Consider the following 13,175-nt stretch of genomic DNA (forward strand, 5'->3'; position numbering starts at 1 on the left):
AGCCTAGCGAGCGGGCCTGACGCCGCTCCCGGTCAGTCGGGCAGCGACCAGTCGACGGCGTCGGCGCCCTGCTGCTCCAGCAGCGCGTCCACGCGGCTGAACGGGCGGGAGCCGAAGAAGCCGTGGCGCGCCGACAGCGGGCTCGGATGCGCGGACTCGATGCGCGGGACGTCGCCGAGCAGCGGTGCGAGGGCCTGCGCCTGCCGCCCCCAGAGCACCGCGACGAGCGGGCCGCCGCGGGCGGCGAGCGCCGCGACCGCCCGCGCGGTGACGCCCTCCCAGCCCAGGCCGCGGTGCGAGGCCGCCTGCCCGGCGCGCACGGTGAGGTCGCGGTTCAGCAGCAGCACGCCCCGGTCCGCCCAGGCGGACAGGTCACCGTGCGCCGCGGGGGCGAGGCCGAGGTCGTCGGCGCGCTCCCGGTAGACGTTGACGAGGCTGCGCGGCAGCGGGCGGACGTGCCGCGCGGTGGCGAAGGCGAGCCCGATCGCGTGCCCCGGCGTCGGGTACGGGTCCTGGCCGACGATCAGCACCCGGACCCGCTCGAGCGGCGTGCGGAAGGCGCGCAGCACCAGGTCGTCGGCGGGCAGCACGGTCGCCCCGGCGTCGCGGTCGGCGCGGACGGCCGCCTCCGCCTTCAGCAGGTCGTCCTCCGCCGGCGCGAGGGCGGACGCCCAGTCGCCCGCGATCAGGCCCCGCTCGGCGAGGTCGGCCAGCGCGCCGCTCACCGCGCGCGCAGCGGGCGGGGCGCCCGGGAGTGCCCGCGCCCGGTCTCGCGGCGCACCGCGACCCCGTCCGGTGCGGGCTCCGCCCACCAGGCGTTGCCGGCGCCCTCGACGTGCCCCTCGTCCCCGCGGATCACGAGCGCGGAGTCCTCGTCGATCGCGACGCCCCACTCCACCATGCCGGCCTCGACCGCCGTGACGAGCCGCGCCAGGGTGCCCCACTGCGCGGCGTGCACGTCCACCGAGAACGGGACGAGCCCGAGCCCGTTGCGCACCGAGAGCTCGGCGAGCCCCTCGGCGACGTCCTCCGCGACGACCGGCAGCCCCTCGTGCAGCCAGCCGCCGACGATCGCGCGCTCGGCCGCGATGGCCGACCCGGCCGAGAACCCGGCGTAGGGCACGCCGTCCGCCACGAGCGCGCGGATCGCACCGGCCAGCGGCGCGAGCACGTCGAGGTACTCGCTCATCAGGCCGCCGCCGACGAGCAGCCCGTGCACGTCGCCGGCGAGCACCTCGGCCGGCAGCCGCTCCCCCGCGCGGACCGCGAGCAGGACCGTCTCGACCGGGCCCTGCGCGCGCAGCGACTGGGCCAGCTTGGAGGCGTGCTCCGGTGCGTCGAGGTCCCGCACGGACACGACGAGGACGCGCGGCGTCGCGCCGCCGGCCCGCTCGGCGGCGTCGCGGAGGAAGCCGGCCCAGACGGTGCCCTCGCCGCCCCAGCCGGCGCCGACGAGGTGGATCGGGCCCGTCACGCGGCGGTGCCGGCGCCGACGACCGGCGGCTCCGCCGACCACGGGAAGACGATCCACCGGTCGGTCGAGCGCCACGACCAGTCCGGCTCGAACACGGTCTGCGGCTTCGTGTAGAAGCACGCGCTGCGGACCTCGGCTCCCATGCGGGTCAGGATCCCGACGGCGAGGCGCAGCGTCAAGCCGGACTGCGACACGTCGTCGGCGAGCAGCACCCGCTTGCCCGCGAGCGAGGCGCCGTCGAGGTGCGGCGGCAGCACGAGCGGCTCCGGCAGCGTCTCGTCGACCCCGGTGTAGAGCTCGACGTTCACCGATCCGCAGCTCTTGACCCCGAGGGCGTAGGCGAGCGCGCCGCCGACGAGCAGGCCGCCGCGGGCGATCGCGATCACGACCTCCGGCTCGAAGCCGTCGTCGGCGATGCGCTGCGCGAGCTCGCGCGTCGCCGTGCCGACCTCGCCCCAGGGCAGCACCTCCCGCACCGGCTCGCTCATCCGGCGACCGCGAGCTCCCGGCCGCGCTCGGCGCGCTCCTTGGCGGCCTGCAGCAGCTCGAGGTCGAGCCGGGCGTGCTCCCGGGCGATCGCGTCGGCGTCCTCGGAGCGGTGCTCGACGATCGCCGCGACGAGCTGCTCGTGCTCGCCGTTCGCCCGGTCCTCGTTGAAGGCGATGTGCTCCGGGTCGCCCCACACGTGGGTCGGCGCCCCGATGGAGATCTCGCGCTCCAGGTCGTGCTGCATCGTCTTCAGCGTGGCGTTCTTCGCCGCGTCGGCGATCGCGAGGTGCAGCGCGGCGTCCGCCAGCTGCTTCTGCCGGCCGCTCGGCGCCGCGCGGTACGCGGCGAGCCGCTCGGCGAGCACCGCGGCGTCCTGGTCGTCGCAGCGCTCCGCCGCGGCGCGCGCGACCGCGCCGTGCACGCGCCGCATCGCCTCGAGGCGGTCCTCGATCTCGCTCCAGCGGCTGCAGAGGGTGCGGAGGACCGCGTCGTGCGATGCGGCGGTCCACTGCTCCTTCACGAACGAGCCGCCCCCGCGGCCGCGCGCGGTCTCGATCAGGCCGTGGTCGTGCAGCACGGCGAGCGCCGCGCGCACGCTGGTCCGGCCGACGTGCAGCAGCACGGCGAGGTCCCGCTCGGCCGGCAGGCGGGAGCCGGGCAGGAACTCGCCGGTGGCGATCGCGGTGATCAGCCGATCGGCGATCTGGGAGACGAGCGGGGTCGCCGTGGACGTCTGGGGCATCGTGCTTCCTGGGACGGAGGGACCGGGTGCGGCGCTCGCGTCCGGGGGACCTTTGGAATGGATCGAGGCAGACCATATCGGACCGGGCTTGCCCTGGGAACCAAGGGTGCCATCTCCTCGTGGGCCGATGATGCCGCGGAGCCGGCACCCCTGTCGATGCGGCGCGCACCCGGTGGGCGGTGGCGCTGCGGTCGAGCGGCCGTCCAGGGTCGGAGCGGACCCTGGGCCCGATGAGCGAGCCGAACCTCTCCGCGCCCTCCGACGACGAGGTCGAGCTGCTCGACCGGTGGTGGCGCGCGGCGAACTACCTCTCCGTCGGCCAGATCTACCTGCTCGACAACCCGCTGCTGGAGGTCCCGCTCTCGGCGGAGCACGTGAAGCCCCGTCTGCTCGGTCACTGGGGCACGACGGCCGGGCAGAACTTCCTCTACGCCCACCTCAGCCGCGCCGTGCGGCTGCGCGACCTCGACGCGATCTACGTCTGCGGCCCCGGTCACGGCGGCCCCGCCGTCGTCGCGAACACCTATCTCGAGGGCACCTACAGCGAGGTCTACCCGCACATCGGGCAGGACGCCGAGGGCCTGCGGCGGCTCTTCCGGCAGTTCTCCTTCCCGGGCGGGATCCCGAGCCACGCGGCCCCGCAGACGCCCGGGTCCATCAACGAGGGCGGCGAGCTCGGGTACTCCCTGATGCACGCGACGGGGGCGGTGCTCGACTCGCCGGAGGCGGTCGCGTTCTGCGTGATCGGCGACGGGGAGGCCGAGACCGGGCCGCTCGCGACGAGCTGGCACGCGCCGGCGTTCCTCGACCCCGTGCGGGACGGGACGGTCGTCCCGATCCTGCACCTGAACGGGTACAAGATCGCCAACCCGGCCGTGCTCGCCCGGCTCCCGGAGGAGCAGCTGCTCTCCCTGATCCGCGGCTGGGGCTGGGAGCCCGTCGTCGTCGCCGGCGACGACCCCGCGACGATGCACCGCGATCTGGCCGCGGCGCTCGGCCGGGTGCTCGACCGCGTGGACGAGATCCGGCGCGAGGCACGGGAGCACCCGCCCGCCGTCCCGGTCGACGCCACGGCGCGCCTCGACGGCGCCGTGCCCGACGGCGGTCCGCGCCCGCCCGCGTGGCCGATGATCGTGTTCCGCAGCCCCAAGGGCTGGACCGGCCCCCGGACGGTCGACGGGCAGCAGGTCGAGGGCACGTTCCGGGCTCACCAGGTGCCGCTGTCCGAGGTGAGGACCGACCCGGAGCACCTGCGGCAGCTCGACGCGTGGCTGCGCTCCTACCGCGCGGAGGAGCTGTTCGACGAGGCGGGCGCGCTCCGGCCGGAGCTGCGGGCGCTCGCTCCCGAGGGCGACCGGCGGATGGGCGCGAACCCGCGCACGAACGGCGGCCTGCTGCTCCGCCCGCTCGAGCTGCCCGACTTCCGCGAGCACGGCGTGCGGGTCGCCTCGCCGGGCACCACGACCAGCTCCGCGACGACGGTGCTCGGGCAATGGCTCCGCGACGTGATGCGGGCGAACCCGGACCGCTTCCGCCTGTTCGGGCCGGACGAGACGGCCTCGAACCGCCTCCAGGCGGTGTTCGAGGAGACCGACCGGGCCTGGCAGCAGCCCGTCGTCGCCACGGACGACCACCTCGCGCCGGGCGGCCGCGTCATGGAGGTCCTGAGCGAGCACCTGCTGCAGGGCTGGCTCGAGGGCTACCTGCTGACGGGCCGGCACGGCCTGATGAGCTCGTACGAGGCGTTCGCGCACATCGTCGACTCGATGGTGAACCAGCACGCGAAGTGGCTGCACGACATCGAGCGGATCCCCTGGCGGCGCGAGATCGCGAGCCTGAACTACCTGATCACGAGCCATGTCTGGCGGCAGGACCACAACGGGTCGAGCCACCAGGACCCCGGGTTCATGGATCACGTCGTGAACAAGAAGGCCGAGATCGCCCGCGTCTACCTGCCGCCGGACGCGAACAGCCTGCTGGCCGTCGCGGACCACGTGCTGCGCAGCCGCCAGAGCATCAACGTGATCGTGGCGGGCAAGCAGCAGCAGCTGGACTACCTGTCGATGGACGAGGCGATCGCCCACGTCACGCGCGGGCTCGGCATCTGGGAGTGGGCGTCGACCACCGACGGCGAGCCGGACGTCGTCCTCGGCTGCGCCGGGGAGGTGCCCACCATGGAGGCGCTCGCCGCGGCGGACCTGCTGCGGCAGCACCTGCCCGACCTCAAGGTGCGGCTCGTCAACGTGGTCGACCTGATGCGGCTCGAGTCCCCGGCGCAGCACCCGCACGGCCTCGACGACGCCGAGTTCGACGCGCTGTTCACCGCCGACAAGCCCGTGGTGTTCGCCTTCCACGGCTATCCGACGCTGGTCCACCGGCTCACCTACCAGCGGTCGAACCACGCCCAGTTCCACGTGCACGGCTACATCGAGGAGGGCACCACCACGACCCCCTTCGACATGGTGATGCTGAACCGGCTGGACCGGTTCACCCTCGCGATGGACGTGATCGACCGGGTGCCGTTCCTCCGCTCGTCGCAGGCGGCCCTGCGGCAGCGCTTCGCCGACGCCCGGCTGGCGGCCCGCGCCTACACCCGGGAGCACGGGGAGGACGACCCGGCGATCAGCGGCTGGACCTGGCCCGGGCACTGACCGCCGGCGACGCGCGGTCGTCCCGCCGCGTCGCGCGGTCCCTGCGGCGTCGCGCGGTCGGCGCACCGGGCGCGGCGCCACGGCGACCGCGCGAGGGCGTCAGACCCGGCGGCGGAGCGCGGGGTGGGCGGGCTCGGTGAAGCCGAGCCCGCGGTACAGCGCGTCGCCCTCGGCCGTGGCGTGCAGGTCGGCGCGGACCACCCCGCGTCGCTCCAGCTCGTCCAGCAGCAGCCGCAGGCAGGCCCGCGCGTGTCCCCGGCGGCGGTGCCCGGGCAGCGTGCTCACCTGCGAGACGTGCGCGGAGGACGCGGACGGGTCCTCCGGGGAGGGCGCGCGCGGCAGCAGCACGGCCATCGCGGACGCGACGACGCCCGCGCCCGGCTCCTCGGCCACGGCGACGAGCGCGGCGCCGTCGACGGCGCCCTCGAACCATGCCCGTGCGGCGGCTCGCCACGGGGCGTCCTCCGCACCGACGTCCTGCCCGATCGCGGCGAACATCTCGGCCCGCAGCCGCACGAGCGCGGCCGAGTCCGCCGGGGTCGCGAGCCGCACCGTCGTCACCGCGCCATCCTGCCGTCCGGGAGGATGGCGGGATGCGCCTGACCGCCGTGAACGCCGTGCTCGCGCTCGTGCTCGAGCTCGCCCTCCTCGCGGCGGCCGTCGCCGTCGGCCTGCTGCTGCCCGCGCCCCTCCCGGTGCGCATCGTCGCCGCCGTGGTGCTGCCGATCGCGGTGATCGCGGTGTGGGCCGCCTGGGTCGCTCCGCGTGCGCCGCGCCGGCTGGGCGCCCGCGGGCGGCTGCTGCTGCAGACCGTCCTCTTCGCGCTCGCCGTCCTGGCGCTCGCCGTCGCGGGCGCGGTGGTCTGGGCCGCCCTGCTCGCGGCGCTGGTGGTCGTCCGGCTGGCGCTCGGCCTGCGGCTCGGCGAGGTCTGACCGGGCCGGTCCTCCCCGCGGACACCGCCCGGTGCCGCCGCTCAGCGCTTGACGCGCAGCGGCCCCTTCACCGTGGTCGAGCCGGCCGCCTGGGCGACCGGCTTCACGACGACGAGGTCGAGGTCGACGTGCGGGGGCAGCAGCACCGAGCGCACGATCGTCTCCGCGACGTCCTCCGCCGTCAGCGGGTGCTCGACGTCCGCGTAGACGGCGTCGGCGCGCGCCCGGTCGCCGCCGAACCGGTTCAGCGAGAACTCCTCGGTGGCCACGAGCCCCGGCGCGACCTCGATCACGCGCAGCGGCTCGCCCGCCAGCTCGAGCCGCAGCACCTGCACGAGGGCCGCCTCCGCCGCCTTCGCCGCGTTGTACCCGGCGCCGCCGACGTACGGCGTGCGGGCGGCGATGGAGGTCACGGTGACGATGTCGCCGCTGCCCGCGTCCTCGGCGCCGTCGCGCAGCGACGGCAGCAGGGCGGCGGTGACCCGCTGCGTCGCGATCACGTTCGCCTCGAACATCCAGCGCCAGTCCTCCGGGTCGCCGTCCTCCACCGAGGCGAGCCCCCGGGCGCCGCCCGCGTCGTTCACGAGGACGTGCAGCGGCCCGCCCGAGCGGACGTGCTCCGCCAGCGCCGCGACCTGCTCGGGATCGGTGAGGTCGGCGGCGAAGGGCTCGCAGCCGCACTCCGCCGCGAGCGCCTCGAGCCGCTCCCGCCGCCGCGCGACCGCGACGACCTCCCAGCCCTCGTCCCGGAACCGGCGCACCGTCGCCGCCCCGATGCCCGTGCTCGCCCCGGTGACCACCGCTCGCCTCGTCATGCCCCAATCCAAGCGCCGCGCCGCCGTGCGTTACCCCGGATTGCGGCACCCCCTGTCGCAGCGGGGGCGGTGCTCGTACCGTTCGGCACATGAGCGAGCAGAGCTGGCGGTTCGAGACGGAGCAGATCCACGCGGGCGCGGCGCCCGACCCCGTGACGAACGCGCGGGCGACGCCGATCTACAAGACGACGTCGTACGTGTTCAACTCCGCCGACCACGCGCGGAACCTGTTCGCGCTCGCGGAGTTCGGCAACATCTACAACCGCATCCAGAACCCCACCCAGGCGGTGGTGGAGGAGCGGATCGCGACGCTCGAGGGCGGCACGGCGGCGCTCCTGCTCGCCTCGGGGCAGGCCGCTGAGACGTTCGCCGTGCTCAACATCGCGCAGGCGGGCGACCACATCGTGTCGTCGAGCTCCATCTACGGCGGCACCTACAACCTGTTCAAGTACACGCTGGCGAAGCTCGGGATCGAGACGACGTTCGTCACCGACCAGGACGACCCGGACGCCTGGCGGGACGCGGTGCGCCCGAACACCAAGCTGTTCTTCGCCGAGACCATCGGCAACCCGAAGATCAACATTCTCGACATCGAGGCGGTCGCCGAGGTCGCCCACGAGGCGGGCGTGCCGCTGATCGTCGACAACACGATCGCGACGCCCTACCTGATCCGCCCGCTCGAGCACGGGGCGGACGTCGTCGTCCACTCCGCGACGAAGTTCCTCGGCGGCCACGGCACGGTGGTCGCCGGCGCGATCGTCGACGGCGGCCGGTTCCCCTGGAGCCGCCACGTCGACCGCTTCCCCGGCCTCACCGAGCCGGACCCCTCGTACCACGGCGCCAGCTACACGACCGCGGTCGGCGACGGGCTCGCCTACATCATCAAGGCGCGGGTGCAGCTGCTGCGCGACATCGGGGCGGCGGTCTCCCCCGACACCGCGTTCAGCCTGATCCAGGGCATCGAGACGCTGTCGCTGCGCATCGAGCGGCACGTGCAGAACACCCAGGCGATCGCGGAGTGGCTCGACGACCACGAGGACGTCGCGACCGTCAACTACGCGGGGCTGCCGGGCAGCCCCTGGTACGCCGCGGCGAACCGCTACGCCCCGAAGGGCGTCGGCGCCGTCGTCTCGTTCGAACTGAAGGGCGGCGTCGAGGCCGGCCGCCGCTTCGTGGAGAGCCTGTCCCTCTTCAGCCACCTGGCGAACATCGGCGACGTCCGCTCGCTCGTCATCCACCCCGCCTCGACGACCCACTCGCAGCTCACGCCCGAGCAGCAGCTGACGACCGGCGTCACGGGCGGCAGACAACGTCGCCGGCGCGGGCGCACGGCGTCACATTCGGCGGGGCGACGGGCCGCTTCTCCATACTGGGAGCGGCATGGACTGGCAGGACTCGGAGGACACCGTCGCGGCGAGACCCGTGACGGACGCCGAGGCGCGCATGCTCGTCGGCAAGCCGCCGGCGAGCGGCGCCTGGCGGGACGGCGATCCCGCCGGTGCGCGCCGCTTCACCGGCATCGGCACCATGACCACGGAGGCCGGCGCGCGGCTGCCGGGCGTCCGGATCGCCTGGGAGTCGTGGGGCGCGCTGTCCCCGCGGCGGGACAACGCGGTGCTCGTGCTGCACGCCTTGACCGGCGACGCGCACCTCACCGGACCCGCGGGGCCCGGGCAGCCGACCGCCGGATGGTGGGACGGCGTCGTCGGACCGGGCCTCGCCCTCGACACCGACCGCTACCACGTCGTCGCGCCGAACGTGCTCGGCGGTTGCGGCGGCACGACGGGTCCGGCGTCGCTGGGGCCCGACCACCAGGAGTGGGGCGGGCGCTTCCCCTACCTCACGATCCGCGACCAGGTCGCGGCGCAGCTCGCGTTCGCGGACGCGATCGGCATCGAGCGCTGGGCGGCGGTGATCGGCGGGTCCATGGGCGGGATGCACGCCCTCGAGTGGGCGGTGACGGCGCCGGAGCGCGTCGACCGGCTCGCGGTGCTCGCCGCCCCGGCCCGCTCGACCGCCGACTCGATCGCCCTGAACTCGGTGCAGACGGAGGCGGTGCGGGCGGACCAGCGCTTCCGCGGCGGCGACTACTACGGGGCCGCCGACGGCGACGGACCGCACCGCGGGCTCGCGCTCGCGCGTCGGATGGCGCTCCTGAACTACCGGAGCCCGTCCGAGCTGAACGACCGCTTCGGCCGCTCGTGGCAGTCGGAGGTGTCGCCGCTCGGGCACCACGGGCGCTTCGCCGTCGAGTCGTACCTCGACTTCCACGGCAACCGCTTCACCCGCCGCTTCGACGCGAACAGCTACATCCGGCTGGTGGACGCCATGAGCTCACACGACGTCGGCCGCGACCGGGGCGGCGTCGACGCCGCCCTCGCCCGGTTCACCGGGCCGGCGCTCGTGCTCGGCATCGACAGCGACCGCCTCTACCCGGTCGCCGGGCAGCGGGTCGTGGCGGCCGGCCTGCCCGGCGCCCTCGACGGCGACGAGCCGGTCGTGCTCGCCTCCGACTTCGGCCACGACGCGTTCCTCATCGAGCGCGACGCGGTCGGCCGCCGGCTCGTCCGCCTGCTCGAGGCCTGAACGCGCACGACGGCCCGTTCCAGCCCCTTACGATTCCTTGAGAATCGGAGGAGCCGATGACGGGATCCGTGCTGCAGGCGACGCGCCCGCGGGTGCGAGTGGCGCTCATCGACGAGCACCGGCTGCTGGTGGAGGGGCTCGCCGCCCGCCTGTCGTCCGGCCGGGCCCGCATCGAGGTCGTGGCCGCCCTGACCGGGTGGCCCGCGCTCGACGACCTGACCGAGCAGGTCGACGTCGTCGTGGTCGAGGTCGGCCTCGAGGACGGTCTGCCCTTCGAGGCGAAGATGCAGGAGCTGACACGCCTCGGCCTGCCCGCCGTCGCGCTCGGCCGGACGCCCGACCCCGCGGTGATCACGGCGGCGCTCGCGGCAGGCGCCGTCGACTTCGTGGCGAAGAGCGACTCGGCGGACGAGCTGGTCGCAGCGGTCCACGCGGCGGCAGCCGGTCGGCCGCACCGCTCCCCGACCGTGCAGGCCGCGCTCGACTCGTGGGCGAACCGCAGCGACCCGAACCTCGGCCGGCAGGAGCTGCTCGCCCTGCAGCTCTACGCGCAGGGCCGCAGCGTCCACGAGGTCGCCGAGCACATGGCGACCACCGACCAGACCGCGAAGAGCTACATCAAGCGCGGGCGCCGCAAGTACCGGCTGGCGGGCGTGGACCTCGGCACGAAGCTGCTGCTGCGCCGCCACGCGATCCGCGAGGGCTGGATCCAGCCCGAGTAGCGCGGAGCGCCGCGACGGCTCGTCCGAGCGCACCGGCGACGCACCGGGGCCGTCCCGGGATCGCACCCCGCAACCTTCAACCTCAGGTTCAACGGTGTGGCGCCCTCCCCCTGCACGGGGTGCGTGATTCCATGACCGCACGTCCCGCCATCGGGAACGCACCTCACGGAACCCGAGCGGAGTCATGGAACGCATCCAGAAGCAGCGCGACCGCCTGCTCGGCATCGCTGCCCGGCTGATCGGGCTCGTGAGCACCGGCACGTCCTTCGTGCTGCTGGTGCTCGGCGACGGCCGACCCGGCGTGCTGCTGGTGGCGCTCCCCCTCTACGCGCTGCTCGCCCTCGCGCTCGTGCGCCTCGGGGCGACGAAGACCCTCGGCTGGCCGATCGCCGTCGTCCTGCTGGGGCTCGCGGCCGCGGTCGTCGTCCGGCTCGGCGCGCTCGGCGCGCTCGACGGCCTGATCGGGGTGCGGGCGGACGACGCCCGCGGCACCGTCGACGCGGTCCGGCTGCTCGTGGCCGGGGCGATCGCGGCGGTCGGCGTGGTGCTCACCATGAGCCTCGGCCGGATGATCCTGCTGCTCGGCGCCTTCGCGCTCACCATGATCACGATCGTCGCGCTCTACGCCGGCGACCCCGACCCTGCCGTCCTTCGCCTTGTCGCGGTCTCCGCCCTCGCCGGCTGGTTCGGCCTCGTCGTCACGGGCGCCGTGCTTTCGGCCGGCCTGCTCCGCGCAGCACGGCGCGTCTCGTCCATCGGCCGGGCGCACCGCAGCGAGCGGCAGGCCAGCGAGACCGAGGCGCAGCGCCGCCAGGGCGCGCGCCTGCTGCACGACACCGTGCTCGCGACCTTGACCCTGCTCGCGCACAGCGGCGTCGGCGTCAGCCGCACCGCGCTGCGCCGCCAGGCGGGCGACGACGCGCGCCTGCTGCGCCAGCTCCGGCTCTCCGCCTCCCCGCTCTCCGTCGGCAGCGCCGGGGCGGAGGAGCAGGCGGGCGGCACCAACGTGAAGAGCGACTCGCTCGAGGCCGTCCGCACCCGCTTCGAGGGCCTGGGGCTCGACGTCAGCTGGCACGGCGCCGGCACGATCTCGCTGCGCCCCGACCGTCTGGACGCCTTCCTGCTCGCGCTGACCGAGTGCCTCGAGAACGTGCGCCGCCACTCCGGCGTCAGCGAGGCGCACGTCACGATCACCGACGACGACGCGACGGTCCGCGCCCTCGTCACCGACAACGGCGTCGGCTTCGAGCCGGCCGCCGTGCCCGCCGGCAAGCTCGGCTACCGCGAGTCCATCGTGGGCCGGCTCGAGGAGGCCGGGGGCACCGCCCGCGTCTTCTCGGCGCAGGGATCGGGCACCACCGTCGTGCTGGAGATGCCCCGATGACGATCACCGACGCCGCCGGCATCGAGGCCGAGCCCGTCTCGCCCGCGCCGCACCGCCGGGACCTGCGCGAGCGCGGACCGGCCGACGCGCACCGCCGCCTGCCGGCGCTGCGGATGCCGCACCTGCCGTCGGAGCGGCTGCGGTCCTCCCGCACCAGCCTCGGCACCGGCTTCCTCGGGTTCGCGGCCACGGTCGTCGCGGTGCTGCTGCTGTCCTTCGATGTCACGCACTTCGCCGTCCAGTGGCGCGACTACAGCGCACCCGGCTTCGCCGCCGCGGCCTGGCTGCTGCTCGCCGGCCTGCTGGTCGTCCTCGCCGTCGCCGCGCGCACCGCGGGCGACGTGCTCGACTCCCTCGTCTCCATCGGGATCTTCGCCGGCCTCGGGGTCGTGGTGGTGCTGGACGCCGCCGCGGTCTGGGACGCGCACGACCTCGGCGGGACGCTCACCGCCGCGCCGGCGGCCGGCTTCGTGCTGCTCGCCATGGTCGGGGTGCGCTCCGGCCGCAGCATCACGATCGCCGCCGGGCTGCTCGGCGCCGGCCTCGCCGCCCTCGTCGTGGTCTCCGCGGTCCAGGTGCCGCTCGACGGCGACGGCTGGACCGACGCGGCCGCGATGATCGCGCGGGCCGTGCTGCCGGCGGTCGTCGCGGCCTGGATCGTGCACGTCTTCCGCCGGATCGTCTCGAACGAGCTGGAGCGGGTGCTCGTCGCCTCCACGGTCTCCGCGCCGCGCTTCTCGGTCGGCATGCTCGCGTCGGAGGAGCTGGCGCGCCTCGACCTCGCCGCCGAGCAGCTGCTCGACGCCGTCTCGACCGGTCGCACCCGGCTGCCCCTGAACCCCGCGGCCGCGCAGGCCGCCGCCGAGCTCGCGACCGAGCTGCGCCTGCACCTGATCGAGGGCCGCCGGCAGACGTGGCTCTACCACGCGATCAGCGAGTCCGAGCTGCTCGGCCGCACCGTCACGCTGTCCGACGCCGAGTCCCTGGCGGGCCTGCTCGACCCGAAGCAGCGGGACGGCCTGCTGCAGGCGGTCTGGCTGATGCTCGGCGACTCGCCGGAGCGGTCCCGCCGCAGCGCGGCCCGGGTCTCCGTCGAGATCACGGTCGGCCCGGCCGTCGCCGGCGAGGGCCGCAGCCGCACCATGCACGTGCCGATCGTGGTCCAGACCACCGGCGTGGCGCGGAGCCGGGTGGACCCGGCCACGTGGGACGCTATGCGCAAAGTCGGGCGGCACACGGATTCGCAGCGGGCGGGCAGCCTCTGCGTCGAGATCGACTGCGTCGTCGACCGTCCCGCCGAGCGCTGACGCGCACCTCTTCCATCATCCCCCACCTCTGACATTGGAGCACCGCGTGAGGAACGACACCGGCACCATCCGA

Annotated in this window: 12 protein-coding genes and 1 pseudogene; 7 read left to right on the forward strand and 6 right to left on the reverse strand. The window is 75.0% G+C overall.

The window, feature by feature from the left end; genetic code table 11:
• Positions 1–32: 32 nt before the first annotated feature.
• The 4 genes from ACFSBI_RS09095 to ACFSBI_RS09110 are packed head-to-tail and all read right to left on the reverse strand — an operon-like array spanning position 33 to position 2,705.
• Entirely contained in the window at positions 33–725 is a 693-nt protein-coding gene (locus ACFSBI_RS09095) for a uracil-DNA glycosylase (RefSeq protein ID WP_377934183.1), read from the reverse strand.
• Positions 722–1,516 carry a Type 1 glutamine amidotransferase-like domain-containing protein gene (locus tag ACFSBI_RS09100; RefSeq protein ID WP_377934185.1) on the reverse strand — a complete coding sequence of 265 codons (795 nt, stop codon included), beginning with the start codon at positions 1,514–1,516 and terminating at the stop codon, positions 722–724. The genes ACFSBI_RS09095 and ACFSBI_RS09100 overlap by 4 nt, the downstream gene beginning before the upstream one ends.
• Positions 1,471–1,962: a phosphoribosyltransferase gene (locus tag ACFSBI_RS09105; RefSeq protein ID WP_377934187.1), complete on the reverse strand. Its 492-nt coding sequence runs from the start codon at positions 1,960–1,962 to the stop codon at positions 1,471–1,473. The genes ACFSBI_RS09100 and ACFSBI_RS09105 overlap by 46 nt, the downstream gene beginning before the upstream one ends.
• The gene (locus ACFSBI_RS09110; RefSeq protein ID WP_377934189.1) at positions 1,959–2,705 is read right to left on the reverse strand and encodes a FadR/GntR family transcriptional regulator; all 747 of its coding nucleotides are present in this window, start codon (positions 2,703–2,705) and stop codon (positions 1,959–1,961) included. The genes ACFSBI_RS09105 and ACFSBI_RS09110 overlap by 4 nt, the downstream gene beginning before the upstream one ends.
• 230 nt (positions 2,706–2,935) lie before the next feature.
• Here ACFSBI_RS09110 and ACFSBI_RS09115 point away from each other — a divergent pair, with 230 nt between their 5' ends.
• Entirely contained in the window at positions 2,936–5,356 is a 2,421-nt protein-coding gene (locus ACFSBI_RS09115) for a phosphoketolase family protein (RefSeq protein WP_377934191.1), read from the forward strand.
• Positions 5,357–5,455: 99 nt separating this feature from the next.
• Here ACFSBI_RS09115 and ACFSBI_RS09120 read toward each other — a convergent pair whose 3' ends face one another.
• Positions 5,456–5,917 (reverse strand): GNAT family N-acetyltransferase, encoded by a 462-nt coding sequence (locus tag ACFSBI_RS09120; protein WP_377934193.1) that lies wholly within the window; start codon positions 5,915–5,917, stop codon positions 5,456–5,458.
• Between the two features lie 32 nt (positions 5,918–5,949).
• On the opposite strand from ACFSBI_RS09120, the gene ACFSBI_RS09125 reads away from it, so the two are divergent.
• Positions 5,950–6,288, forward strand: coding sequence for a DUF2568 domain-containing protein (locus ACFSBI_RS09125; protein ID WP_377934194.1), 339 nt, complete (start codon positions 5,950–5,952; stop codon positions 6,286–6,288).
• A gap of 41 nt (positions 6,289–6,329) precedes the next feature.
• Here ACFSBI_RS09125 and ACFSBI_RS09130 read toward each other — a convergent pair whose 3' ends face one another.
• Complete coding sequence (locus tag ACFSBI_RS09130) at positions 6,330–7,103, reverse strand: SDR family oxidoreductase (protein WP_377934196.1); 774 nt, start codon at positions 7,101–7,103, stop codon at positions 6,330–6,332.
• Between the two features lie 89 nt (positions 7,104–7,192).
• Here ACFSBI_RS09130 and ACFSBI_RS09135 point away from each other — a divergent pair.
• From ACFSBI_RS09135 to ACFSBI_RS09155, 5 genes and pseudogenes are all read left to right on the forward strand, one after another.
• A pseudogene (locus ACFSBI_RS09135) lies at positions 7,193–8,416 on the forward strand (bifunctional o-acetylhomoserine/o-acetylserine sulfhydrylase); the annotation flags it as partial.
• A gap of 67 nt (positions 8,417–8,483) precedes the next feature.
• On the forward strand, positions 8,484–9,689 hold the full coding sequence (gene metX, locus ACFSBI_RS09140; protein ID WP_377934198.1) for a homoserine O-acetyltransferase MetX: 1,206 nt from the start codon (positions 8,484–8,486) through the stop codon (positions 9,687–9,689).
• Between the two features lie 56 nt (positions 9,690–9,745).
• On the forward strand, positions 9,746–10,411 hold the full coding sequence (locus ACFSBI_RS09145) for a response regulator (protein WP_377934200.1): 666 nt from the start codon (positions 9,746–9,748) through the stop codon (positions 10,409–10,411).
• Between the two features lie 184 nt (positions 10,412–10,595).
• The gene (locus ACFSBI_RS09150; protein WP_377934202.1) at positions 10,596–11,795 is read left to right on the forward strand and encodes a sensor histidine kinase; all 1,200 of its coding nucleotides are present in this window, start codon (positions 10,596–10,598) and stop codon (positions 11,793–11,795) included.
• On the forward strand, positions 11,792–13,102 hold the full coding sequence (locus tag ACFSBI_RS09155) for a hypothetical protein (RefSeq protein WP_377934204.1): 1,311 nt from the start codon (positions 11,792–11,794) through the stop codon (positions 13,100–13,102). The genes ACFSBI_RS09150 and ACFSBI_RS09155 overlap by 4 nt, the downstream gene beginning before the upstream one ends.
• Positions 13,103–13,175 lie beyond the last annotated feature (73 nt).

Origin of the sequence: Amnibacterium endophyticum, from assembly GCF_042680685.1 — a bacterium.
In the GTDB taxonomy this organism is placed as follows: domain Bacteria; phylum Actinomycetota; class Actinomycetes; order Actinomycetales; family Microbacteriaceae; genus Amnibacterium; species Amnibacterium endophyticum.